Here is a 21,776-nt window from a genome sequence, read left to right as displayed (position 1 = left end):
ACCTGAGACAATGGGGCACGTGCCTTCGAGCGAGAACCCCCAGGACCAGCTGACCTCCACCCGCGAGGACATCCGCAACGTCGCCATCGTCGCCCACGTCGACCATGGCAAGACGACGCTGGTGGATGCCCTCCTCACCCAGGGCGGCGCTTTTGCCGACCACCGCGGGGAGGACGTCGAGCGGGTCATGGACTCCGGCGACCTCGAGCGGGAGAAGGGGATCACGATCCTCGCCAAGAACACCGCCATCCGCTACACCGGCGCCTCCGCCCCCGAGGGCGGGATGACGATCAACATCATCGACACCCCCGGCCACGCCGACTTCGGTGGTGAGGTCGAGCGCGGGCTGTCCATGGTCGACGGTGTGGTGCTGCTCGTCGACGCCTCCGAGGGTCCGCTGCCGCAGACCCGATTCGTGCTGCGCAAGGCGCTGGCCGCCCGCCTGCCCGTCGTGCTGTGCATCAACAAGGTGGACCGCCCCGACAGCCGGATCGCTGCCGTGGTCGATGAGGTCTACGCCCTCTTCATGGACCTGCTCGATGACCACGATGCCGACGCGGTCGAGGCCGCCCTCGACTTCCCGGTCGTCTACGCCTCGGCCAAGGCGGGGCGCGCCTCGCTGGAGGCTCCCGCCGACGGTGGCCTGCCGGACAGCCCGGACCTGGAGCCCCTCTTCGCCACCATCCTGGAGACCGTCCCGGCCCCGACCTACACCCCGGACGCCCCGCTGCAGGCGCACGTGACCAACCTGGACTCCAGCCCCTTCCTCGGCCGCCTCGCGCTGTGCCGCGTGCACGAGGGCGAGATCAGCAAGGGCCAGACCGTGGCCTGGTGCCGCCGCGACGGCTCGGTGCAGCGCGTCAAGATCACCGAGCTGCTGCTCACCGAGGCCCTCGAGCGCAAGCCCGCCGAGTCCGCCGGGCCGGGCGACATCATCGCGATCGCCGGTATCCCGGAGATCACCATCGGCGAGACCCTCGCCGATGCCGAGGACCCCAACCCCCTGCCCCTCATCACGGTCGACGAGCCGGCGATCTCGATGACGATCGGCACCAACACCAGCCCGCTCGCCGGCCGCGTCAAGGGCGCCAAGGTCACCGCGCGCCTGGTCAAGGACCGGTTGGACAAGGAGCTGATCGGCAATGTCTCCCTTCGCGTGCTGCCGACCGAGCGACCCGACGCCTGGGAGGTGCAGGGGCGTGGCGAGCTCGCGCTCGCGATCCTGGTCGAGCAGATGCGCCGCGAAGGCTATGAGCTGACCGTCGGCAAGCCGCAGGTGGTCACCAAGGAGATCGACGGTGCTCTGCAGGAGCCGGTCGAGCGCCTCACCATCGACACCCCCGAGGAGCACCTCGGCACGATCACCCAGCTGATGGCCGCCCGCAAGGGGCGGATGGAGCAGATGACCAACCACGGCACCGGCTGGGTCCGGATGGAGTATGTCGTTCCCTCCCGGGGCCTCATCGGTTTCCGCACCGAGTTCCTCACCGAGACCCGCGGCACCGGGATCGCCCACCACGTCTTCGACGGGTACGCACCGTGGTTCGGGGAGATCCGCACCCGCCAGTCCGGCTCGCTCGTCTCCGACCGCGCCGGGGTCGCGACCACCTACGCGATGTTCAACCTCCAGGAGCGCGGCACACTCTTCGTCGAGCCGACCACCGAGGTCTACGAGGGCATGATCGTCGGCGAGAACTCCCGCGCCGATGACATGGACGTCAACATCACCAAGGAGCGCAAGCTCACCAACGTCCGCTCGGCCGGCGCCGACGTCCTCGAGCGACTCATCCCGCCGCGCCTGCTCTCCCTGGAGCAGTCGCTGGAGTTCTGCCGCGAGGACGAGTGCGTCGAGGTCACCCCGGAGGCCATCCGGGTCCGCAAGGTGATCCTGGACCAGAACCAGCGGGCGCGCGCCGCCTCGCGGGCCAAGAACCAGGGCTGAGCCGGACCCCAGCCAGCAGGAGGACACGGTGAGCACCCGCGCGGACCTGAGGAACGACATACCTGAGGGCCTCGGGCGAGCGCTGCGGGTGGTCGCCGTGCACGCCCACCCCGATGACGAGACCCTCGCCACCGGGATCGCGCTCGCCCACCACGCGCTGGCCGGTGACGAGGTGCACGTCATCACCTGCACCATGGGGGAGGAGGGCGAGGTGATCACGCCGGCCCTTGCGCACCTGGAAGGCAGCGAGCAACTGGGACCACACCGCAGGGGTGAGGTCTCCCGCGCGACCGCGGCCCTCGGCGTCCGGCACCACTGGCTCGGCGGCGACCCGCCGCGGTGGCGGGACAGCGGGATGGCAGGTTCCCCGGCGTCGCAGCACCCGCGCGCCTTCGCGGCCGCCGACCCGCAGGAGGCCGGCACGGTCCTTGCCGACCAACTGGCGCAGCTGGCACCCGACCTGGTTCTCACCTACGATCCGGAGGGCGGCTACGGCCACCCTGACCACATCCAGACCCACCGGGTCACCGTGGCGGCGCTCGCCCACCTCGCCTCCCGGCAGGATCCGACCACACCGCAGCCGCAGTTGTACGTCGCGCTCACCCCCCGCTCCTGGGCGGAGGAGGACCGTGCCTGGCTGGCCGCCCACGTGCCGGCCGGCACCCGCAGCCCCGCAGGGGGACTCGCCACCGTGCCCGACCCCGAGGACCCCTTCGCCGTGAGCGTCGTGGACGACGACCTCGTCCCGTATGCCGTGTCCGACCAGGAGGCCCTGGGTCGCCAGGTCGCGGCGTTGCGGGAACACCCGACGCAGGTGACCGTCCACGACGGGTGGTACACGTTGAGCAATGACATCGCCGCCCGCCTGCCGGGGCGGGAGGGCTACGCACGCTGGGAGGTCGCGGGAGGATGACGATGCCGATGAGCGACCCGGTCGACCCCGCCCGCTACCGCCTCGCGATGGGCAGGTTCGCCACCGGGGTCGCCGTCGTCACCTCCTCGCTGCGGGGGCATGACGTCGCGCTCACCGTCGACTCGCTGACCAGCGTGTCGCTCGACCCGGTGCTGCTGCTCGTGAGCCTGCACGCCGAGGCGCGGGTGCTCGAGGCGGTGGAATCGGGCTCGCCGTGGGGCGTGAGCGTGCTCACCGCGCGGCAACGGGGGCTGGCCGAGTGGCTCGGCGAGCCCGGTCGGCCGCTGCACAACCAGCTCGCGCGGGTGCCGCACGAGCAGGGGGAGATCACCGGAGTCGCGCTGGTGCAGGAGGCGCTGTCGACGTTCGAGTGCCGCACCTACGCGGTGCATCCGGCGGGGGACCACTCACTGGTGGTGGGCGAGGTCGTCGGGATGCGGGCCAGGTTGACCGACGAACCCGCGCTCGTCCACTACCGTGGAGGGCTGGGCGAACTGCGCTGACGCGTGTCAGTCTCGGGCATCGCCGTGAAACCAGGCGTGGAAGGACAACTGTCGGTCATGAGCGACGGGACCAGGGGCACCCAGGGTGGTGCAGGGGCTGCAGGGCTCTCGGAGGAGCCGAAGCGTGGCGCCGGCTGGGAATGGGCCGCGGTGCTCGGGCGGCTCCTGGTGGTGCTGCTGGTGCTCGGCGCGGTCTATGTCGGTGCAGCGCTGTACTTCCAGGACCGGCCGCCGGCGGGTATCAGCGTGCAGGGCGTGGAGATCGGCAGCCTGCCGCACGAGGAGGCCGTCGCCCACCTGGAGAGTCGGCTGGCCGATGAGGCGGCCGAGCCGGTCCTGGTCCGCGTCGTGCCCGCCGGCGAGGGGGCGGATGGTGCGGAGCCGGTCGAGTTCGAGCTGGAGCCGGAGGCAGCGGGACTCACCTATGACATCGAGTCGACCCTGGACGGCATCACCGGCTTCAGCCTGGACCCGCGGGACCTCTGGTCGCACATCGTGGGCTCCGAGCGTGAGCTGCCGCTCATCGGGGCGGTCGACCGGGAGCTGCTGACCGCGGCCGTCCAGGCCGAGGCCGACGCCTACGACGAGGACCCTGTCGAGGGCGAGGTGACGATCGAGCAGGGCGGTGGCGGCGTCCAGGTCGTCAACGCCGAGGAGGGGCGCACCCTGGACGTCGAGCGGACCGTCGACGCCGTCGAAGCGGCCTGGCCGCTGGAGCGCACGGCTGACGGCAGCGCCGAGCTGATCGCGCCGCAGCTGAGCCAGGCCGAGATCGACCGCTTCACCACCGAGGAGGTGGAGCCGGCCCTGGCCGGGCCGATCGAGGTCGTGGCCAGCCGGGGATCGGGCTCCTCGGACACCACCACCGCCGAGCTCGCTCCCCGCGAGATCGCCGCCCTGCTCACAATCGAGCGGGCGGAGGACAACAGCCTCACCCTCGAGATCGATGACGAGGCGCTGTTGGCCCGGTTGCGCCAGGACCTGGGTCAGTTGGAGCGTGGTCCCTCAGAGCCGACGGTGCGACTGGGCTCCACCGGCGTCGAGGTGGTGCGTGGCAGCTCCGGCTCCGAGCTCGACGACGAGGACCTGGTGGAGAAGGCGAGGGGCGCCATCCTGGCCAGCGGCGAGGACCGCACCGTGGAGTCCGAGCTGAGCAAGATCTTCCCGGCCGTCAGCAACGCCAGCGCTGAGTTGTGGGTCTTCGAGACGATGGGGTCTTTCGACTCCCAGTTCCCCACGGGAGAGACCAACCGCGACCGGACCGCCAACCTGCACACGGGGATCGGACATGTCAACGGCACCGTGGTGATGCCGGGCGAGCAGTTCGCCCTGTCGGCTGCTCTCGGGCCGATCACCAAGGAGGCCGGCTACCACGAGGCACCGGTCATCGTCGACGGCCGGCTGGTGCAGGGGATGGGTGGCGGCCTGTCCCAGGTCTCCACCGTCGTCTTCAACACCTCGTGGGCCTCCGGTGTCCAGCTGGATGCCCACACCCCGCACTCCTACTACATCTCCCGCTACCCGGCTGGCCGGGAGGCCACCCTCGCGATCCCGGTGATCGACAACCTGTGGACCAATGACACCGACAACCCCGTGGTGGTGCGCTCCTGGATCAGCGGCGACGTGATCCACATGGAGTTCCTCGGCAAGCGGCAGTACACCGTGCAGACGGTGGACGGACCGCGGACCAATGTCACCCAGGGTGAGAAGCACGTGGTCGAGACCGAGGGCTGCGTCCCGCAGCGGGCCGCCGACGGCTTCACGATCACCAACACCCGCATCCTGTCGCGCGGTGGCACGGAGGTGAAGCGGGACCAGTTCACCACCACCTACCACCCCGCCGACGAGATCGAGTGCACCAACCCGATCCCCGGATACTGACCCGCTAGGAAAGGTCACCCTCCGGACGGCATACTCTGTGCTCATGACGTATGTGATCGCCCAGCCGTGCGTGGACCTCAAGGACAAGGCCTGCATCGAGGAGTGTCCGGTCGACTGCATCTACGAGGGTGAGCGGATGCTCTACATCCACCCCGATGAGTGCGTGGACTGCGGCGCCTGCGAGCCGGTCTGCCCTGTCGAGGCGATCTACTACGAGGACGACACCCCGGAGGAGTGGGCCGACTACTACAAGGCCAACGTGGAGTTTTTCGACGACCTGGGCAGCCCCGGCGGGGCCGCCAAGCTGGGCCTGATCCCCAAGGACCACCAGCTCGTCGCCGACCTGCCCCCGCAGTCGCACGACGAGTGATTCGACCACGCTGCCGCTGCCACCCGCTCCGACCGCTGCTGACCGCCGCCTGCCGACCGGCACCTTGACCTGGAGAGAGACGTTATGACTGAATCCACGACCCGCACGCCCGCTGTCCTCCACCACGCGGACAAGGAGGTCGAGCTCAAGCTCGTGCCCGCCGTCGAGGGCAACAACGGCCTGGACATCAGCACGCTGATGAAGGAGACGGGTGACACCACCCTCGACGTCGGCTTCGTCAACACCGCCTCCTGCAGGTCCGAGATCACCTACATCGACGGGGATGCCGGGATCCTGCGTTACCGCGGCTACCCGATCGAGCAGCTGGCCGAGGGGTCCAGCTTCCTGGAGACCTCCTACCTGCTGATCTATGGCGAACTGCCCAGCGCCGCCGAGCTGGAGGCCTTCGACACCAAGTTGCGCCGCCACACGCTGCTCGTCGAGGACATGAAGAACTTCTTCGACGGCTTCCCTCGCGACGCCCACCCGATGTCGGTGCTCTCCTCGGCCATCTCGGCCCTGGGCACCTTCTACCAGGACAGCCACAACCCGCACGACCCCGAAGCCGTGGAGATCTCCACGATCCGGCTGATGGCCAAGCTGCCCACCATCGCCTCCTACGCCTTCCGCAAGAGCCAGGGTCAGTCCCTGCTCTACCCGGACAACCACTTCAACCTGGTCGAGAACTTCCTGTGGATGACCTTCGGTCAGCCGACCGAGAAGTACGAGCTGGACCCCGACCTGGCCAAGGCGCTCGACCTGCTCTTCATCCTGCACGCCGACCACGAGCAGAACTGCTCGACCTCCACGGTCCGGCTCGTCGGCTCCTCCGAGGCGAACCTGTTCAACTCCATCTCGGCCGGTATCCACGCCCTCTCCGGTCCGTTGCACGGTGGCGCCAACTCCGCGGTCCTGGCGATGCTCAACGACATCCAGGAAAGCGGCGGCGACGTCCAGGAGTTCGTCCGCAAGGTCAAGAACAAGGAGGACGGGGTCAAGCTCATGGGCTTCGGCCACCGCGTCTACAAGAACTACGACCCGCGGGCCGCGATCGTGAAGAAGACCGCGCACGAGCTGCTCGAGAAGGCCGGCCACAACCCGCTGCTGGAGCTGGCTCTGGAGCTGGAGCAGACCGCTCTCGAGGACGACTACTTCGTCGAGCGCAAGCTCTACCCCAATGTCGACTTCTACACCGGCCTGATCTACGAGTCGATGGGCTTCCCGAGCAATATGTTCACGGTGCTCTTCGCCATCGGTCGCCTGCCCGGCTGGATCGCCCAGTACCGCGAGATGATCACCGACCCGGCCACCAAGATCGGCCGCCCGCGCCAGGTCTACATCGGTGAGGGTGAGCGCTCCTACGTGCCCGCCGATCAGCGCTGACATCGCCACCCCGTAAGGTCGGGACGTGGCCAGTCGACGACGCGAGCACCAGAAGGGTCCGGTGACCCTGCGCGGGTCGCGGGTGCCTACGACCACCACCGACCAGCGGCTGCTGGAGGACCGTGAACCGGGCGCCTGGGTGCACACCGACCCCTGGCGGGTGATGCGCATCCAGGCCGAGTTCGTGGAGGGCTTCGGCGCCCTCGCCGAGCTGGGGCCGGCGATCTCGGTTTTCGGCTCGGCGCGCACCGGTCCGGGGCATCCGGTCTACGAGCTCTCCGAACAGGTCGGCGCCAAGCTCGTCGAGGCCGGCTTCGCCGTGATCACCGGCGGTGGCCCCGGCGCGATGGAAGGGGCCAACAAGGGTGCCTCCGAGGCCGGCGGCACCTCGGTCGGCCTCGGGATCGAGCTGCCGATGGAGGACGGGCTCAACGAGTACGCCAACCTCGGCATCAACTTCCGTTACTTCTTCGTGCGCAAGACGATGTTCGTCAAGTACGCCGAGGGGTTCGTGGTGCTGCCCGGTGGGGTCGGCACCCTCGATGAGCTCTTCGAGGCACTGACCCTGATCCAGACCAAGAAGATCACCAACTTCCCGATCGTGCTGGTCGGCGTCGACTTCTGGACCCCCTTGCTGGACTGGCTGCGCGACACGCTCATGGAGCAGGGCATGCTCTCCCCGGAGGATCTCGACCTCCTCCAGCTGACCGACGATGTGGACACGGCCGTGGAGTGGATGGTCAAGGCCCAGCAGGACCGCAACGACTCGGGGTTCTCACAGCGCTCCTGACGTGCGAGGATTCTGCCGTGATCATTCTCGGACTCGTCGTGGTGGTGCTGCTCCTCGGAGCTGGCGCCGCCTGGTTGGTGAGCCGGGTGGACGTCCCGGGCGTCGCCGCCCCCGTCCAGACGCAGAGCGCCGAGCCGCTTCGGCCCGGGGCGCTCAATGCCGAGGACGTGCACGACGTGCGCTTCGACCAGGCTGTCCGGGGCTACCGGATGTCCCAGGTGGACGCAGCCCTGGCCCGACTGGCCGATGAGCTGGCGGACCGGGACGAGCAGATCGCTCGGCTGCGCGCCCACGTCGACCCCGGCAAGAACGAGATCACGCAGAGCAGCAACGCGCAGATCGGAGGTTGGCCCGATGACCATCACCGCACCGCACCCCGACCTGGTGGTGGGCCCTGACGGAGTGGTCCGCTGCGGGTGGCCAGGCCTGTCGCACGGCGACTACCGCGATTACCACGACCGTGAGTGGGGCAAGCCCGTGCACGGCGAGACCGCCCTGCTGGAGCGGCTGTGCCTCGAGGGCTTTCAGAGTGGTTTGTCCTGGTTGACGATCCTGCGCAAGCGCCCGGCCTTCCGCACCGCCTTCGCCGGCTTCGAGGCCGACGTGGTTGCCGCCTTCGGGGAGTCCGACGTCGAGCGGCTGATGGAGGATGAGTCGATCGTGCGCAACCGGCGCAAGATCGAGGCGACCATCGCCAACGCCCGGGCAACGGTCGCTCTGCGGGAGAGCGGCGGCCTGGAGGAGCTCCTGTGGACGCATGCACCTGACCCCACGCCGCGACCCCGCAGTTTCGCCGACGTGCCACCGCAGACGCCGGAGTCCGAGCTGCTGGCCAAGCGACTGCGCAAGGTGGGCTTCGTCCAGCTCGGTCCCACCACCGTCTATGCCGCGATGCAGGCGTGCGGGCTGGTGGATGACCACTTGGTCGGCTGCTTCCGGGCGGGTGCCTCCCGGTCCGGCTCGCGCCATACCGGAGGGTTGCGCGCCACCTCATGACGTATGCCGCAGCTCCCCTGCGGCGGATCCTCGACCAGCGCTTCGTGCTGGCCGTCGTCGCGCTGTGGACGCTCACCCGGGTGGTCACCGCCGTGATCCTCTGGCAGGTCTCCCACCAGTGGCAGGACCCGAGCGTCTACGACGACTCGGGGGTGCCCCGCTACTTCCAGTTCGCCACGCTCTGGGACGGCGCCTGGTACGAACGGATCGCCACCGAGGGCTACCCGCGCGAGCTACCGACCAATGACGCCGGGCAGGTCCGCCAGAACCCGTGGGCCTTCTACCCGATCTTCCCCTTCCTCGCCCGCGGACTGACGGCGCTGACCGGGCTGCCGTTCGCCATCACCGGCACGATCGTGGCCACCGTCCTCGGATATGTCGCAGCCCTGGTCGTCGCCGGTCTGGTCCGGGAGAAGCTCGGCACGGTGGCCGCCCTCGGCACCGTGCTCCTGCTGGGGACCTACCCCTCCGCCCCGACCTTTCAGGTCGCCTACACCGAATCCCTCGCTCTGCTGCTCCTGGCGGCGGTGCTCTGGCTGCTCGTCCGCCGAGCCTGGTGGGCTGCCGCCGCAGTGGCCCTGCTCACCGGGCTCGCCCGTCCGGTCGCGCTCCCGCTCGGCCTCGTGGCGCTGGTCGCGGTGATCGTGCGCTGGCGCCGCCGCCGCGAGGACCCGCTCGATCGCCGAGAGGTGGGCGGCATGCTGGCTGCCCTCGTCGCCTGTGGCCTGGCCGGCCTGATCTGGCCCACGATCGCCTGGCGGGCCACCGGCGTGCCAGACGCCTACACCCTGACGATGTCGGCCTGGCGCCGGGGCGAACCGGTCACCCCGTTCCTGCCCACGATCGAGCGGGTGCAGTGGCTGTGGGGCGACGGGACCGGCCTGGTGATCCTCGCGGTCGGCCTCGGCGTGCTGCTGCTCGCGGTCCTGGGGCCGTGGGCCCGTGGGCTGGGTGTGGAGATGCGGACTTGGTGCCTGGGCTACGTGCTGTATCTCTTCGCCGCCCTGGATCCGTGGACGAGCATCTACCGCTACCTGATGCTGCTCTTCCCGCTCTTTGCCCTGATGATCGGGGCCGGGCGTGGTCGCCCGGAGCGGAACCATCCCACCTGGCTGATCGCCACCCGGGCGGTGCTGATCGCCGCGGTGCTGATCGGCTGGCAGGTGTGGTGGACGTGGGAGCTCTTCCGCTTCGTGCCGCCCACCGACAACCCGCCGTGACCCAGGCGGGTCCGGTCAGGAGTCCAGGTCAGCGACCCTCGAAGCGCGGCTTCTCCTTGGCCAGGAAGGCGTCGACGGCTGCACGGTGATCGGCGCTGGTGCCGGTGCGGGTCATCATCTGGTCCTCGAAGTCGAGGGAGTCCGTGAGCCCGTGCGCGGCCGAGAACTCGATCGCCCGGCGGACTGAGCCATAGGCCAGCGTCGGTCCCTGCGCCAGCGCGGCAGCGACCTCGGCCACCCGACCGGCGAGGTCGGCATCTGCCACCACCTCGGTGGCCAAGCCCAGCTCGGCTGCCTCCTGCGAGCCCACCGTGCGTGGGAACAGGAGCAGTTCCTTGGCCTTGGCCGGTCCGATCAGGCGGGGCAGGGTCCAGGAGGTTCCCGAGTCGCAGGACAGCCCAATCCCGGTGAAGGCGAGGTTGAAGCCCGCCGACTCCGCGACATACCGGAGGTCGGCGGCGAAGGCGAAGGCTGCCCCGGCCCCGGCGGCCACCCCGTTGACCGCCGCCACCACCGGCTTGTCCATGGTCGCGATGAGCTCCACGATCGGGTTGTAGTGCTCGGACACCGTGCGCCACAGCGCCTCCGCGTCCTGGGCGAGCAGCCCCACGTGCTCCTTGAGGTCCTGACCGACGCAGAAGGCGCGGCCCGAACCGGTCAGCACCACGCAGCGCACCGCGTCATCCGATGCAGCCTCGCGCAGGGCGGCCAGCAGTGCCTCCTTGGTCGCCACGTCGAGGGAGTTCATCGCCTCGGGGCGGGACAGGGTGATGGTGCACACCCCGGTGCTCGCGTCGGCATCGACGACGACGGGGTCGGACGAGGATGTGTCGGGGGAGGTCATGCGGCCCAATCTACGCGGGGGAGCCGTGCCCCTTCACGGGCGGCCGAGTCTCGAGCGGCGCGAGCACGCCCGTCCAGTGCGCCCCGCGCCCTTCGAGCACCCCGCCGAGCTCGGGCTTGGGCCACGGGGCTCGGCGGGACCCCGGGCCCGAGGCGGCCCGACCACGGCGGAGACCGGCGCCCACCAGCCGTGCTGGCCGAGGTGGTCGCCGCAGGCGCCGACGCCGCCCCGAGTGGCCCGGTCGATTAGGTGGCCCGCCGCGATGAGGGGATAATGGACCGCAGCACTGGACCCTGCGCACCCGCGCGGGGGAGCGGTTTCTTGGCCGCGCCACACGGAAGGGCAACCCATGGCAGCAATGAAGCCTCGCACCGGAGACGGTCCTCTGGAGGTCACCAAGGAAGGGCGCGGCATCGTCCTGCGGATGCCGCTCGAGGGCGGCGGCAGGCTGGTCGTCGAGATGAACGCCGATGAGGCCACGGCCCTCGGTGACGCCATCAAGGAGTGTGTGGGCTAGGGCCTACGACAGAACTCATCAGCGAAGCTCCCGGACCGGGTGGTCCGGGAGCTTCGCTGTTCGGTGAGGGTGGTGGGGAGCCCTCTCGCGCGCTCCGTCAGCGCTTGACGGCGACCAGCAGCCCGTCGCCCACGGGGAGCAGGGCCGGGAGCAGGCGATCATCCTCGCGCAGCGTCTTGCCGAGGTCCCGCAGCAGTGAGGTGGTCTCATCGCGGGCCGCCGGGTCGGCCACCTTGTCATGCCAGAGCATGTTGTCCAGCACCACCAGGCCGCCCGTGCGCAGCAGCCGGATGGCCTCCTCCAGATAGGTGGGGTAGCTCTGCTTGTCGGCGTCGATCAGGACGAGGTCATAGGCGCCGTCCGTGAGTCGGCTGAGCACCTGGGAAGCGTCCCCGCTGATCACCCGGGTGCGTTGCGGGGGAATGCCCGCCTCGGCGTAGGCCTCCTTGGCCGCGCGCTGGTGCTCAGGCTCGCTGTCGATGCTGGTCAGGATCCCGTCGCGCGGCATGCCCTGGAGCAGCCACAGGCCCGAGCTGCCCGCGCCCGTCCCGATCTCCACCACGTGCCGGGCGGCGACCGCCGCCGCGAGCAGCCGCAGCGCTGCTCCGGCACCGGAGGAGACGGGGGACGCACCCAGCTCTTCACCGCGCCGCTGCGCGTTCTCGATCACGGGGTGGGGGGTGATGAAGTCCTCGGCGTAGGCCAGGGAGGACACCTTTGCGGCTGCCATGTCCCTACCCTATCCGCCAGCGGACGCCCCGCCCCTGCCCAGCCTGCTCACAGCCAGGCTTGGAATGCTCGACCCCATGAGCCAGCAGGCGCAGCCTTCGCCCTCCCTCGACGATGCCGCGTGGGAGCCGCCCTCCTGGGATGAGATCGTGCGGGAGCACTCGGCGCGGGTCTACCGCCTGGCCTACCGACTGACCGGGGACCCGCACGAGGCCGAGGACCTCACGCAGGACGTCTTCGTCCGCGTCTTCCGGTCGCTGGACACCTACCGGCCGGGGACCTTTGAGGGCTGGTTGCACCGGATCACCACCAACCTGTTCCTGGACAAGGTGCGCCGGAAGCAACGGATCCGCTTCGATGCGCTCACCGAGGAGCTCACGGCGCGGTTGCCGCTGCGCTCCACCGGCACCGACCCCGAGCAGGTCTACGAGATGACCCACCTGGACGCCGACATCCAGGAAGCGCTGCAGGCCCTGCCGCCGCAGTTCCGCGCCGCAGTGGTCCTCTCGGACCTCGAGGGGTTTTCCTACGAAGAGGTCGCCCAGACCCTGGGCGTGAAGATGGGGACGGTGCGCTCGCGGATCCACCGCGGCCGCGCCCTGCTGCGCCAGTCGTTGGCGCACCGTCGGCCCACGTCGCGCGGTGCGCTGACGGGCACCGGCCTGGTGCACCCGGCTCCTGCCCTCGGGTGAGCAGGGCAGCGCGGGCGCGAACAGCGCGCGATCACTTGGCACAATCGTCCCCATGACCCATCCCGATTCGGAGCCGGCGACCGACCGGACGGCGCCGTTGCCGCCCCCGGACCGGACGGCTCCCATCCCCAGGCCCGCCGCTGCCGCGGTGCCCGGGCAGGGACGACCGGGTAGACGACGCTCGGGCCCGCGCACCGTGCCGATCGTCCTCGCGGCGCTCGTCGCCGGAGCTGTCGGCGGGCTGGGGGGTGGCGTGCTCGCCCAGACGCTCACCACCGGGGCGGGGTCCGGGTCGGGGGCGGCACCAGAGTCACCGGTGTCGCCGCAGCCTGACGAGCAGGCTGCGACACCCACCTCCGCTCCGATCGAGCGCGTGGAGGCCGATGGCACCATCCCGGGCCTGTCCCGCGCGGTGTTGCCCAGCGTCGCCCTGGTCTCGCTCGGGACCGATGGCCGGGACGGTCAGGGCTCGGCCTTCGTGATCCGGGAGGACGGCTACCTCCTGACCAACGCCCACGTCGTCCAGGCGGGTGGCGACGACGCCGAGATCGCCGTCACGCTCCCGGGCGGTGAGCCGCTGACGGCCGAGGTCGTCGGCGCCGACCCGGCCTACGACATCGCGGTGCTGCGGGTGGACCGCGACGATCTGGTCGCGCTGCCCTTCGCCGACCGCGCCTCGATCGAGGTGGGTCAGTCGGTGGTGGCGGTGGGGGCGCCGCTCGGCCTGGACAGCACGGTCACGAGCGGGATCATCTCGGCCCTCGATCGCCCCGTGGTGGCCGGCGACGGGCCGCAGCTGAGCTATATCAACGCGATCCAGACCGATGCCGCCATCAACCCCGGCAATTCAGGGGGGCCCTTGCTCGATCTGGCCGGCAATGTGGTGGGGGTGAACTCTGCGATCGCCCAACTTCCCACCACCTCGCTGTCGCCGGCCGGCAGCATCGGGCTGGGGTTCGCCATCCCCGCGGAGCAGGCCGAGCGCACGGCCACCCAGCTCATCGAGAGCGGCGTGAGCGAGCATCCGGTGATGGGCGTCCACATCGACCTGGAGTACACCGGGGACGGGGCTCGGGTGGTGCGTGAGCCTCGCGACGGCGTCGACCCGATCATCCCGGGCGGCCCGGCAGCGGGTGCCGGGGTCCAGCCGGGGGACATCATCGTCAGCGTCGACGGCACGCGGATCACCGATTCCCAACACCTGCTCGTGGTGCTGCGCAGCAAGCAGATCGGCCAGACGGTGGAGATGGTGCTCCGCGATGAAGCAGGCGAGGAGCGGACGGTCGAGATCACCCTGGCCGGCTCCGGCGGCTGACCCCTTCCGGTTACGCTTGACCCGTTCGGCGCAGCCGACGCAGACACCCGCCGACCGGCGCACCCCCGCCCGGCCCGGGTCACGACATACATAAGGAGGAGCGTGCTCCAGATCGGTGGCGGCGAGCTGCTCTTCCTGATCCTCGCTGCCCTGATCATCCTCGGACCCTCCCGGCTGCCCGGCTACGCCGCCAAGCTCGGCCAGGCAGTCCGCCAGTTGCGCGACATGGCCGAGGGCGCCAAGAGCCAGATCAAGGACGAGATGGGGCCGGCCTTCGACGATATCGACTGGCGACAGCTCGACCCGAGGCAGTACGACCCTCGCCGGATCGTGCGGGACGCGCTCGCCAGCCCGCCCAGCCGGCCAGCCACCGCCAGCACCGCCACGGACGCAGAGTCCGCAGCAGCGGCGAGTGGCTCCACGTGGGGCGCGCCGGGTGCCCTCACCCCGGTCCTGCACGACCCCGCCAGGCCCACGCCCTACGACCTCGAGGCGACCTGAGTCGACGGAGCGGCGCTAGCGGCTGACGGTGGGGGTGATCCCCAACTTGCGCCCGGCCAGCCCCCGGCCCCGGCGGGCCAGCTGGCGGGCGATCCCGCGCAAAGCGGTGGCAGCGGGGGAGTCGGGGGCGTCGGTGACGACCGGACGGCCCTGGTCCGAGCCCTCGCGCAGGCGCACGTCCAGCGGCACCTGGCCCAGGAGCGGGACCTCGGCCCCGATCGCGCGGGAGAGAGAATCGGCGACGACCTGTCCGCCGCCGCTGCCGAAGATCTCCTGGCGACCGCCGTCCGGCAGCTCCAGCCAGGACATGTTCTCCACGACGCCGACCAGGCGCTGGTGGGTCTGCAGCGCGATCGAGCCGGCGCGCTCGGCGACCTCGGCGGCGGCCTGCTGCGGGGTGGTCACCACGATCAATTCGCTGCTCGGCAGCAGCTGGGCGATCGAGATCGCGATGTCGCCGGTGCCGGGCGGCAGGTCGAGCAGCAGCACGTCCAGGTCGCCCCAGTAGACGTCCGCCAGGAACTGCTGGACGGCCCGGTGCAGCATCGGGCCGCGCCACACCACCGGCTGGTTGCCGGGGACGAACATCCCGATGGAGATCACCTTGATCCCGCTGGGCTCGGCGACCGGCGGCAGGATCATGTCGTCGACCTGGGTCGGCGCCTGGGTCACGCCCAGCATGCGCGGGACGCTGAAGCCGTAGATGTCGGCATCGACCACGCCGACGCGCAGCCCCTCCTCGGCGAGGGCGGCAGCGAGGTTCACGGTGACCGAGGACTTGCCCACGCCGCCCTTGCCGGAGGCCACGGCATACACCGTGGTCAGCGAGTCGGGCCGGGCGAACGGGATCTCCTTCTCGGCTGCGCCGCCGCGCAACTGCTGGCGCAGCGAGCCGCGCTGCTCATCGCTCATGACGCCGAGCTGGACGTCCACGCCGGACACGCCCTCGACGCCGGACACGGCGGCGGTCACGTCGCGGGTGATGGTGTCCTTCATCGGGCAGCCGGCGACGGTCAGCAGGATCGTGACGCGGACGTGGCCGTCCTCGCCGACATCGACCGCCTCGACCATCCCGAGCTCGGTGATCGGCTTGCGGATCTCCGGGTCGTCGACCGTGGCCAGGGCGGCGTGCAGGGCATCGGTGCTGGGAGCGGGCATGGGCCCCACTGTATGTCGCGGAGCCGCCCGATCCCTCAGCCGGGGGGAGTGCGGTCGGTCGGCCCGTCGTGGGCGGCGTGGTCGCCTCCCACCTCGTCCAGGGCCCGTTGCCGACCGCGTTCCTCGGCCCGCTCCTCCAGCTCATCGAGCAGGTCCCGCAGCTCGGAGCGGACGAAGTCGCGGGTGGCGATGTCGCGCATCGCGATCCGCAGCGCGGCCACCTCACGGGTGAGGAACTCGGTGTCGGCCAGGGTGCGCTCGTCGCGGGCCCGGTCCTGCTCCATCGCGACCTTGTCGCGGTCGTCCTGCCGGTTCTGGGCGAGCAGGATCAGCGGGGCGGCGTAGGAGGCCTGGAGACTGAGCATCAGGGTCAGGAAGATGAAGGCGTAGGGGTCGAAGCGGACCGACTCCGGCATCACCGTGTTCCAGAGCAACCAGATGGTGACGAAGGCGGTCATGTAGACCAGGAAGCGGGCGGTGCCCATGAACCGGGCGAAGCGCTCGGCGAAGGCGCCGAAGCTCTCGGGGTCCATCTGGGTGCGGGGCATCCAGCGGCGGGCCCGGCTCAGGGGCTGGTCGAGACGACCGGTCCCGGGGGTCGTGGGGCGGGACGCGGGGGCTGCCGGGCGGCGGGGCTGGACCGGCTCAGACATTGCCGACCTCCGTCGTGGTGGGTCCGTCCTGCTCGCGCCAGTCGTCGGGCAGGATGTGGTCGAGCACGTCGTCGACGGTCACCGCGCCGAGGAGTCGACCCTCGGGATCGGTGACCGGCAAAGCGACCAGGTTGTAGGTGGCCAGCGCCCGGGTGACCTCGCCGAGGCTGGCCTCGGGGGAAACCGGGTCGATGTCGCTGTCCAGGATCGAGCCCACGGGTTGGTGCGGCGGCTCACGAAGCAGGCGCTGGATGTGCACGCTGCCGAGGAGGCGCCCGGTGGGGGTCTCGTGCGGGGGGCGGGTGACGTAGATCAGGGAGGCGGTCGCCGGGTGCAGCTCCTCGCGCCGCACCATGGCCAGGGCCTCGGCGATCGGTGCCTCGGGGCCAAGGATGACCGGCTCGGTGGTCATCAGACCACCGGCGGTGTTCTCGTCGTAGGTGAGCAGCCGGCGGATATCGGCGGCGTCGTCCGGCTCCATCAACTGGAGCAGCTCCTCCTGCCGGGAGGCGGGCAGGTCGGCGAGCAGGTCGGTCGCGTCATCGGGCTGCATCGCCTCGAGGATGTCGGCGGCGCGCTCGGTGGCCAGGTGGGTCAGGATCTCCAACCGGTCATCATCCGGGAGCTCCTCGAGGACGTCGGCAAGGGTCTCGTCGTCCAGGGCGTCGGCGACCTCGGCCCGGCGTTTGGGGGACAAGTCCTGGATGGCCTCGGCCAGGTCCTGGGGCTTGAGGTCCTCGTAGGCCTCCAGCAGGGCGGTGGCGGCCTGAGCTGGGCCAGCGAGGTGGAGCCCGTCCACCTGCTCGATGTCGACCAGGACTGTTTCCCCGCGGCGTCGCATGCGCAACCCCCGGGAGACCTGGTCGCCGCTGCCCTTGCGGAGGAAGAGCTTGGTCAGCCGCCAGTCACCGCTGCGCTGCAGATCCATGCCGACGTCCTCGACCACAGCCGGTTCGCGGCCGTCCAGGATCGTGACCTGGCGGTCGAAGAGCTCGCCGACGACGAGCGTCTCTCCGGTGCGCTGGGCGAACCTGCGCATGTTGACCAGGCCGGTCGTGATGACCTGGCCGGTGTCGATCGAGGTGACGCGCGTCATCGGGACGAAGACCCGGCGGCGCCCGGGGACCTCGACCACGAGCCCGATCGCCCGAGGCCCCAGCCCCTGGGCACTCGAACGGCCGGTCAGGCTGACGACGACATCGCGCACCCGACCCACCTCGTCGCCGAGTGGGTCGAACACACTCATCCCGTTCAGCCGGGCGACGAAGACGCGTGGGGTGCTCACGGCGAGCAGGATAGCCCCGTCAGGGTGATCGAGGTCACCGTGGAGGCGGGAATGATTGCCCTCACCAGTGCGTATATCATGTATGAGGGGTCACAGCCCGCCGGCTGACCACCCCTTCGTTCACCCGTCAGACGATCCACGAAAGGACACCCGAGCTCCCCCATGGGCCCGACCATCACCTACCGCCCCACTGCCGAGCGCGCTTTCCGCCACACCCTCGCCGAGGACGTGAGCAAGCGCCCGGTTCGCCCGCGTCGCCGCTTCTTCCGCCGCTGAGCGGAGCCGAGTAGCGATCACGCAAGAGAACCTGACCCCCGCGACGCCGATGTCCGGGGGTCTTGTGCTGTCCGGGCTTGTGGTGCGGTCCTGTTCCTGGTCGCCGCCGGGGTGGAGGAGGGGCAGAATGGCGGGGTGAGCACTTCGCCAGCAGCACGCCCGTCCTCCCCGCTCGGTCCCGGTCGGGGGCGAGTCCTGGCCCTGGAGTACCCCATGAGTCTGGGAGTGCACGAGGACTACGCCGCGGCCCAGGCTGCGGTGGACTACCTGTCCGACCAGGAGTTCCCGGTCGAGCACTGCATGATCGTCGGGACCGACCTCAAGCAGATCGAGCGGGTCACCGGCCGGTTGACCACGGGCCGGGTCGCCCTGGGCGGAGTGCTGTCCGGCGTCTGGCTCGGGCTCTTCGTCGGGCTGATCTTCGCGCTCTTCGCCCCCAACGGGGATGCACTGGTCACCGTGCTGGGCGCGGTGCTCTTCGGTGCCTTCTTCGGGCTGGTGTGGGCGATGCTGGGCTACGCCCTCACCCGGGGACGTCGCGACTTCGTCTCCGTCACCGAGGTGGTCGCGACCAGGTATGAGGTGCTGACCGAGCACAAGTACGCCCAGCAGGCGCGTGACCTGCTGGACGCCCGCCCGGGGCAGCCTGACCTGACCTGACCAGGCGCTGGGTCGGTCAGGCGCGGGAACCGCCCTCGCGCACCCAGGCCTCGACCTCGTCGACGGTACGCGGGAGCATCACCGACAGGTTGCGGTGGCCGTCTGCGGTGATCACGATGTCGTCCTCGATCCGGACGCCGATCCCGCGCAGCTCCTCGGGCACGAGCAGGTCGTCGGACTTGAAGTAGAGACCAGGCTCGACCGTCAGCACCATGCCCTCACGCAACTCGCCCTCCACATAGTCCTCGCGGAGCGCGAGCGCGCAGTCGTGGACGTCGATGCCGAGGTGGTGGCTGGTGCCGTGGACCATCCACCGCCGGTGGAACTGACCCTCCTTGGCGTCCAGGGTCTGCTCCAGCGTCACGCCCTCGGGCAGCAGCCCCCACTCGAGCAGATGCCGGGCGATGACCTCGATCGCGGCGGCGTGCACGTCCTTGAAGCGGTTGCCGGGACGCGCGGCAGCCAGGCCCGCCTCCTGGGCCTCCAACACGGCTTCGTAGACCTTGCGCTGTGCCGGGCTGAAGGTGCCGTTGACGGGCAGCGTGCGGGTCACATCAGCGGTGTAGAGCGAGTCGGTCTCGACCCCCGCGTCCAGCAGCAGCAGGTCGCCGTCCCGAACTTCACCGGTGTTGCGGATCCAGTGCAGCGTGGTCGCGTGCTCACCCGAGGCGCAGATCGAGTCGTAGCCCACGCCATTGCCGGAGTGCCGTGCGTGCAGGCCGAAGACACCCTCCACCCAGCGCTCGCCACGCCCTCGGCGCACGGCCTCGGGCAGCTCGGCGACGACAGCGTCGAAGGCGGTGGCGGTGCCCTGGACGGCCTCCTCCATCTGGCGGACCTCCCACTCGTCCTTGACCAGACGCTGGGTGGACAAGGAACGGGCCAGCTCCACGTCCGACTCCTGGGCCGCCGTGACCGCTGCCTCGTCGGTGGTCAGGCCCACCTGGGTGCGGACCTCGTCCACCATGGCGGCCACCTGCGCGTCGGCATCCCGCACGACGCGCAGCTGGACCCCACCCGGCCCGGCGTCCTTGGCGAGGGCGTCGCGCAACTCGTCGAGGTGGCGGGTAGCCACCCCGAGCTCGGCTGCGGCCGAGGAGAGCGTGGGGCGGGTGCCGACCCAGAACTCACCCACGCGGCTGTCGGCGAAGAACTCCTCGGAATCCCGGTCGGCGAGGGGGTAGAAGTAGAGGACGGCCTCGTGGCCACCACCCTGATCCTTGGCTCGGGGCTCCAGCACCAGCACGGCGTCCGGCTCGCGGTCGGCCCCCAGCCCGGTGAGGTGCGCGAAGGCGCTGTGCGGGCGGAAGACGTAGTCCGTGTCATTGCTGCGGATCTTCAGCCCGCCGGCCGGGACGACGACCCGCTCCCCGGGGAAGGCGGCGGAGACCTGCTCCCGGCGAGTTGCGGCATACCGGGCGGCCTCGGTGAGGTCTGGGAGTTCGGTGCTGCGTGGCGACCACCCGCTCGACATGAAGGACCGGAACGCCTCGCCGCTGGGGCGCTCCCGGTGCTCGGCCTTGTGCTGCTTCTCGCTCACGTTCACCCGGCCATCGTAGGTGGGGGTTGCCGGCGTCCATACAGCGGTCAGGCTCGGCCCCTAGGGTGGGTGCCGTGAGCGAGCACGTCCCGGATCTGACCGACCACGGCGCGGTGACCGGACCGATCCAGGTCACCGCGCCCCAGCTCACGCCGGCCCCCCGGGTCGCCCGCATCTGGCGGGACCGCGCGGTGCGGGTGGTGCGCGGAGACGCGCCGCCCACGATCTCACTCGGCACCCGCACCGGCGGGGACGAGGCTGTCAGCCAACGCCAGGCGCGCGCGGTGATCGACCTCGCGCTGCGCGTCGGTGAGGCGATGCTGTCCACCGGCGCCTCCGCCTCGGACTGCGTGGCGACCGTGCTGCGCCTGGTGGACGCCTACGGGATCCGCTCGGCGCACGTCGACATCACCTTCACCTCGATCAGCGTGTCCATCCACCGCGGGCTGCACGAGGACCCGCTGTCGGTGATGCGCGTGGTCCCGGGGCGGTCCCTGGACTACACCCGCCTGGAGGGCGTGCAGCGACTCGTCGACGACGTCGTCGAGTCCGCCCGCGGAGAGCACGTGCTCGACGTGGACGCCGCCCGTCGCCGGCTGATGAACGTGCTCAGCGCGCCTCACCCCTACCGCCGGTGGGTGGTCACGCTCGGCGCGGCCTGCATGGGCGTGGGCATCGTCATGCTGTTCGGTGCCGGACCGGTGATCTGGCTGCTCGCGGCGCTGTCAGCGACGGTCGTGGACCGGGTCCAGCGCCTGCTCTACCGCGCGGGCGTCGCCGCCTTCTTCACGCAGGCGATCAGCGCCGCGGTCCCTGCGCTCATCGCCCTCCTGCTGTTCTGGGGGGAGCAACAGGGCGGGCTGAGCCTGCCGGGGGTCACCTATCCCTCGCTCGTCGTCATCTCCGGGATCGTCATCCTGCTTGCGGGTCTGGGGTTGCTGGGCGCGACGCAGGACGCCCTCGACGGCTACTACGTCACCGCTGGCGCGCGCGGGCTCGAGGTGGTCCTGATGACCTTGGGGATCGCGGTGGGCGTCGCGGTGGTGATGGCGGTCGCCAACGGGCTCGGGGTCTCGATGGAGGTCGGGGACGCCCTGGCTCGTGGCTCCAACCCGTTCACCAACGGGGTCGGGGCGGTGCTCGTCGCCCTCGGATTCTGCCTGACCACCTATGCCGGGTTGCGCACCATTCTGCTCTCGACCCTGACCGCGATCAGCGCCTGGTTGGTCTTCACCTCGGCCGGGCTGCTCGGCCTGGACGGCGTGGGCGCCTCCGCGCTCGCCGCCGCGCCCGTGGGGGCCCTGGCGTATGCCGTGCACCGTCGCCTCCGCGTCCCCGAGCTCGCGGTCGCGACGGCGAGCATCGTCCCGCTGCTCCCCGGGCTGGCGGTCTACCGCGCGATCAACCTGATCCTGCTGGACAACCCGGCGGTCGTCGGGATCGCGGTGCTGGCCTTCGTGACCGCGCTCTCGACCGGCCTGGCGTTGGCTGCCGGGTTGTCGGTCGGTGGCTACCTGGCGCGGCGCCGGTTCGGGCTGGACCGGGCCGCCCTGCGCGCGCGGCGCCGGTCCCGGGGCCGTCAGGCCTGACGCTGGCGTCCAGGGTCAG

22 protein-coding genes are annotated in these 21,776 nt (G+C 70.6%); 16 read left to right on the top strand and 6 right to left on the bottom strand.

Annotation, left to right across the window (positions count from 1 at the left end; all coding sequences use genetic code 11):
* Positions 1–19: 19 nt before the first annotated feature.
* The 10 genes from typA (at position 20) to ACQBAT_RS11455 (ending at position 9,998) form a co-directional block, all read left to right on the top strand.
* Positions 20–1,942, top strand: a complete 1,923-nt coding sequence (gene typA, locus ACQBAT_RS11500) for a translational GTPase TypA (RefSeq protein ID WP_420747100.1) — start codon at positions 20–22, stop codon at positions 1,940–1,942.
* A 28-nt stretch (positions 1,943–1,970) separates the two neighbouring features.
* Positions 1,971–2,855, top strand: coding sequence for an N-acetyl-1-D-myo-inositol-2-amino-2-deoxy-alpha-D-glucopyranoside deacetylase (mshB, locus tag ACQBAT_RS11495; protein ID WP_420747099.1), 885 nt, complete (start codon positions 1,971–1,973; stop codon positions 2,853–2,855).
* A gap of 8 nt (positions 2,856–2,863) precedes the next feature.
* The gene (locus ACQBAT_RS11490; RefSeq protein ID WP_420747098.1) at positions 2,864–3,358 is read left to right on the top strand and encodes a flavin reductase family protein; all 495 of its coding nucleotides are present in this window, start codon (positions 2,864–2,866) and stop codon (positions 3,356–3,358) included.
* Positions 3,359–3,415: 57 nt separating this feature from the next.
* Positions 3,416–5,239, top strand: coding sequence for a VanW family protein (locus ACQBAT_RS11485; protein WP_420747097.1), 1,824 nt, complete (start codon positions 3,416–3,418; stop codon positions 5,237–5,239).
* Between the two features lie 43 nt (positions 5,240–5,282).
* Positions 5,283–5,609: a ferredoxin gene (gene fdxA / locus ACQBAT_RS11480; protein ID WP_420747096.1), complete on the top strand. Its 327-nt coding sequence runs from the start codon at positions 5,283–5,285 to the stop codon at positions 5,607–5,609.
* 84 nt (positions 5,610–5,693) lie between these two features.
* A complete protein-coding gene (locus tag ACQBAT_RS11475; protein WP_420747095.1) occupies positions 5,694–6,992 on the top strand; it encodes a citrate synthase in 1,299 nt (432 codons plus the stop codon).
* Positions 6,993–7,017: 25 nt separating this feature from the next.
* A complete protein-coding gene (locus tag ACQBAT_RS11470) occupies positions 7,018–7,782 on the top strand; it encodes a TIGR00730 family Rossman fold protein (protein ID WP_420747094.1) in 765 nt (254 codons plus the stop codon).
* A gap of 17 nt (positions 7,783–7,799) precedes the next feature.
* On the top strand, positions 7,800–8,180 hold the full coding sequence (locus ACQBAT_RS11465) for a DivIVA domain-containing protein (protein ID WP_420747093.1): 381 nt from the start codon (positions 7,800–7,802) through the stop codon (positions 8,178–8,180).
* Complete coding sequence (locus ACQBAT_RS11460; RefSeq protein ID WP_420747092.1) at positions 8,137–8,778, top strand: DNA-3-methyladenine glycosylase I; 642 nt, start codon at positions 8,137–8,139, stop codon at positions 8,776–8,778. The genes ACQBAT_RS11465 and ACQBAT_RS11460 overlap by 44 nt, the downstream gene beginning before the upstream one ends.
* The gene (locus ACQBAT_RS11455) at positions 8,775–9,998 is read left to right on the top strand and encodes a hypothetical protein (protein ID WP_420747091.1); all 1,224 of its coding nucleotides are present in this window, start codon (positions 8,775–8,777) and stop codon (positions 9,996–9,998) included. The genes ACQBAT_RS11460 and ACQBAT_RS11455 overlap by 4 nt, the downstream gene beginning before the upstream one ends.
* Before the next feature lie 28 nt (positions 9,999–10,026).
* On the opposite strand, the gene ACQBAT_RS11450 is transcribed toward ACQBAT_RS11455, so the two are convergent.
* The gene (locus tag ACQBAT_RS11450; RefSeq protein WP_420747090.1) at positions 10,027–10,842 is read right to left on the bottom strand and encodes an enoyl-CoA hydratase-related protein; all 816 of its coding nucleotides are present in this window, start codon (positions 10,840–10,842) and stop codon (positions 10,027–10,029) included.
* A 349-nt stretch (positions 10,843–11,191) separates the two neighbouring features.
* Between ACQBAT_RS11450 and ACQBAT_RS11445 the strand changes: the two genes are divergently transcribed.
* Entirely contained in the window at positions 11,192–11,359 is a 168-nt protein-coding gene (locus ACQBAT_RS11445; protein WP_420747089.1) for a DUF3117 domain-containing protein, read from the top strand.
* Between the two features lie 97 nt (positions 11,360–11,456).
* On the opposite strand, the gene ACQBAT_RS11440 is transcribed toward ACQBAT_RS11445, so the two are convergent.
* Positions 11,457–12,089: an O-methyltransferase gene (locus tag ACQBAT_RS11440; RefSeq protein ID WP_420747088.1), complete on the bottom strand. Its 633-nt coding sequence runs from the start codon at positions 12,087–12,089 to the stop codon at positions 11,457–11,459.
* 76 nt (positions 12,090–12,165) lie between these two features.
* Here ACQBAT_RS11440 and sigE point away from each other — a divergent pair, with 76 nt between their 5' ends.
* The 3 genes from sigE to ACQBAT_RS11425 all read left to right on the top strand — a co-directional run bounded on the left by sigE (position 12,166) and on the right by ACQBAT_RS11425 (position 14,596).
* On the top strand, positions 12,166–12,780 hold the full coding sequence (sigE, locus tag ACQBAT_RS11435; RefSeq protein WP_420747087.1) for an RNA polymerase sigma factor SigE: 615 nt from the start codon (positions 12,166–12,168) through the stop codon (positions 12,778–12,780).
* Between the two features lie 52 nt (positions 12,781–12,832).
* Entirely contained in the window at positions 12,833–14,095 is a 1,263-nt protein-coding gene (locus ACQBAT_RS11430) for a S1C family serine protease (RefSeq protein WP_420747086.1), read from the top strand.
* A gap of 102 nt (positions 14,096–14,197) precedes the next feature.
* The gene (locus ACQBAT_RS11425) at positions 14,198–14,596 is read left to right on the top strand and encodes a twin-arginine translocase TatA/TatE family subunit (protein WP_420747085.1); all 399 of its coding nucleotides are present in this window, start codon (positions 14,198–14,200) and stop codon (positions 14,594–14,596) included.
* Between the two features lie 15 nt (positions 14,597–14,611).
* On the opposite strand, the gene ACQBAT_RS11420 is transcribed toward ACQBAT_RS11425, so the two are convergent.
* Genes ACQBAT_RS11420 through ACQBAT_RS11410 form a run of 3 tightly spaced genes read right to left on the bottom strand, consistent with a single transcriptional unit; the run spans position 14,612 to position 17,692 of the window.
* A complete protein-coding gene (locus ACQBAT_RS11420) occupies positions 14,612–15,754 on the bottom strand; it encodes an Mrp/NBP35 family ATP-binding protein (RefSeq protein WP_420747084.1) in 1,143 nt (380 codons plus the stop codon).
* Positions 15,755–15,789: 35 nt separating this feature from the next.
* The gene (locus ACQBAT_RS11415; protein ID WP_420747083.1) at positions 15,790–16,407 is read right to left on the bottom strand and encodes a DUF1003 domain-containing protein; all 618 of its coding nucleotides are present in this window, start codon (positions 16,405–16,407) and stop codon (positions 15,790–15,792) included.
* On the bottom strand, positions 16,400–17,692 hold the full coding sequence (locus ACQBAT_RS11410) for a magnesium transporter MgtE N-terminal domain-containing protein (RefSeq protein WP_420747082.1): 1,293 nt from the start codon (positions 17,690–17,692) through the stop codon (positions 16,400–16,402). Before ACQBAT_RS11410 ends, ACQBAT_RS11415 begins: the two co-directional genes overlap by 8 nt.
* A gap of 489 nt (positions 17,693–18,181) precedes the next feature.
* On the opposite strand from ACQBAT_RS11410, the gene ACQBAT_RS11405 reads away from it, so the two are divergent.
* On the top strand, positions 18,182–18,628 hold the full coding sequence (locus tag ACQBAT_RS11405; RefSeq protein WP_420747081.1) for a general stress protein: 447 nt from the start codon (positions 18,182–18,184) through the stop codon (positions 18,626–18,628).
* 16 nt (positions 18,629–18,644) lie between these two features.
* Here ACQBAT_RS11405 and ACQBAT_RS11400 read toward each other — a convergent pair whose 3' ends face one another.
* Positions 18,645–20,168: an aminopeptidase P family protein gene (locus ACQBAT_RS11400; RefSeq protein WP_420747142.1), complete on the bottom strand. Its 1,524-nt coding sequence runs from the start codon at positions 20,166–20,168 to the stop codon at positions 18,645–18,647.
* Between the two features lie 74 nt (positions 20,169–20,242).
* Here ACQBAT_RS11400 and ACQBAT_RS11395 point away from each other — a divergent pair, with 74 nt between their 5' ends.
* The gene (locus ACQBAT_RS11395; protein ID WP_420747080.1) at positions 20,243–21,757 is read left to right on the top strand and encodes a threonine/serine ThrE exporter family protein; all 1,515 of its coding nucleotides are present in this window, start codon (positions 20,243–20,245) and stop codon (positions 21,755–21,757) included.
* Positions 21,758–21,776: the final 19 nt, after the last annotated feature.

Source organism: Ornithinimicrobium pulveris, from assembly GCF_050261105.1.
Lineage (GTDB): Bacteria > Actinomycetota > Actinomycetes > Actinomycetales > Dermatophilaceae > Ornithinicoccus.
Note: the sequence above shows the minus strand (reverse complement) of the source record. Positions and strands in the feature narration are given on the sequence as shown.

Bases quoted from the DNA above. Each gene is read 5' to 3' on its own strand.
- ACQBAT_RS11490 (WP_420747098.1), top strand. From the start codon at position 2,864: ATGAGCGACCCGGTCGACCCCGCCCGCTACCGCCTCGCGATGGGCAGG.
- ACQBAT_RS11485 (WP_420747097.1), top strand. From the start codon at position 3,416: ATGAGCGACGGGACCAGGGGCACCCAGGGTGGTGCAGGGGCTGCAGGG.
- fdxA (WP_420747096.1), top strand. From the start codon at position 5,283: ATGACGTATGTGATCGCCCAGCCGTGCGTGGACCTCAAGGACAAGGCC.
- ACQBAT_RS11475 (WP_420747095.1), top strand. From the start codon at position 5,694: ATGACTGAATCCACGACCCGCACGCCCGCTGTCCTCCACCACGCGGAC.
- ACQBAT_RS11460 (WP_420747092.1), top strand. From the start codon at position 8,137: ATGACCATCACCGCACCGCACCCCGACCTGGTGGTGGGCCCTGACGGA.
- ACQBAT_RS11455 (WP_420747091.1), top strand. From the start codon at position 8,775: ATGACGTATGCCGCAGCTCCCCTGCGGCGGATCCTCGACCAGCGCTTC.
- ACQBAT_RS11450 (WP_420747090.1), bottom strand. From the start codon at position 10,842: ATGACCTCCCCCGACACATCCTCGTCCGACCCCGTCGTCGTCGATGCC.
- ACQBAT_RS11445 (WP_420747089.1), top strand. From the start codon at position 11,192: ATGGCAGCAATGAAGCCTCGCACCGGAGACGGTCCTCTGGAGGTCACC.
- ACQBAT_RS11440 (WP_420747088.1), bottom strand. From the start codon at position 12,089: ATGGCAGCCGCAAAGGTGTCCTCCCTGGCCTACGCCGAGGACTTCATC.
- sigE (WP_420747087.1), top strand. From the start codon at position 12,166: ATGAGCCAGCAGGCGCAGCCTTCGCCCTCCCTCGACGATGCCGCGTGG.
- ACQBAT_RS11430 (WP_420747086.1), top strand. From the start codon at position 12,833: ATGACCCATCCCGATTCGGAGCCGGCGACCGACCGGACGGCGCCGTTG.
- ACQBAT_RS11420 (WP_420747084.1), bottom strand. From the start codon at position 15,754: ATGCCCGCTCCCAGCACCGATGCCCTGCACGCCGCCCTGGCCACGGTC.
- ACQBAT_RS11415 (WP_420747083.1), bottom strand. From the start codon at position 16,407: ATGTCTGAGCCGGTCCAGCCCCGCCGCCCGGCAGCCCCCGCGTCCCGC.
- ACQBAT_RS11405 (WP_420747081.1), top strand. From the start codon at position 18,182: ATGAGTCTGGGAGTGCACGAGGACTACGCCGCGGCCCAGGCTGCGGTG.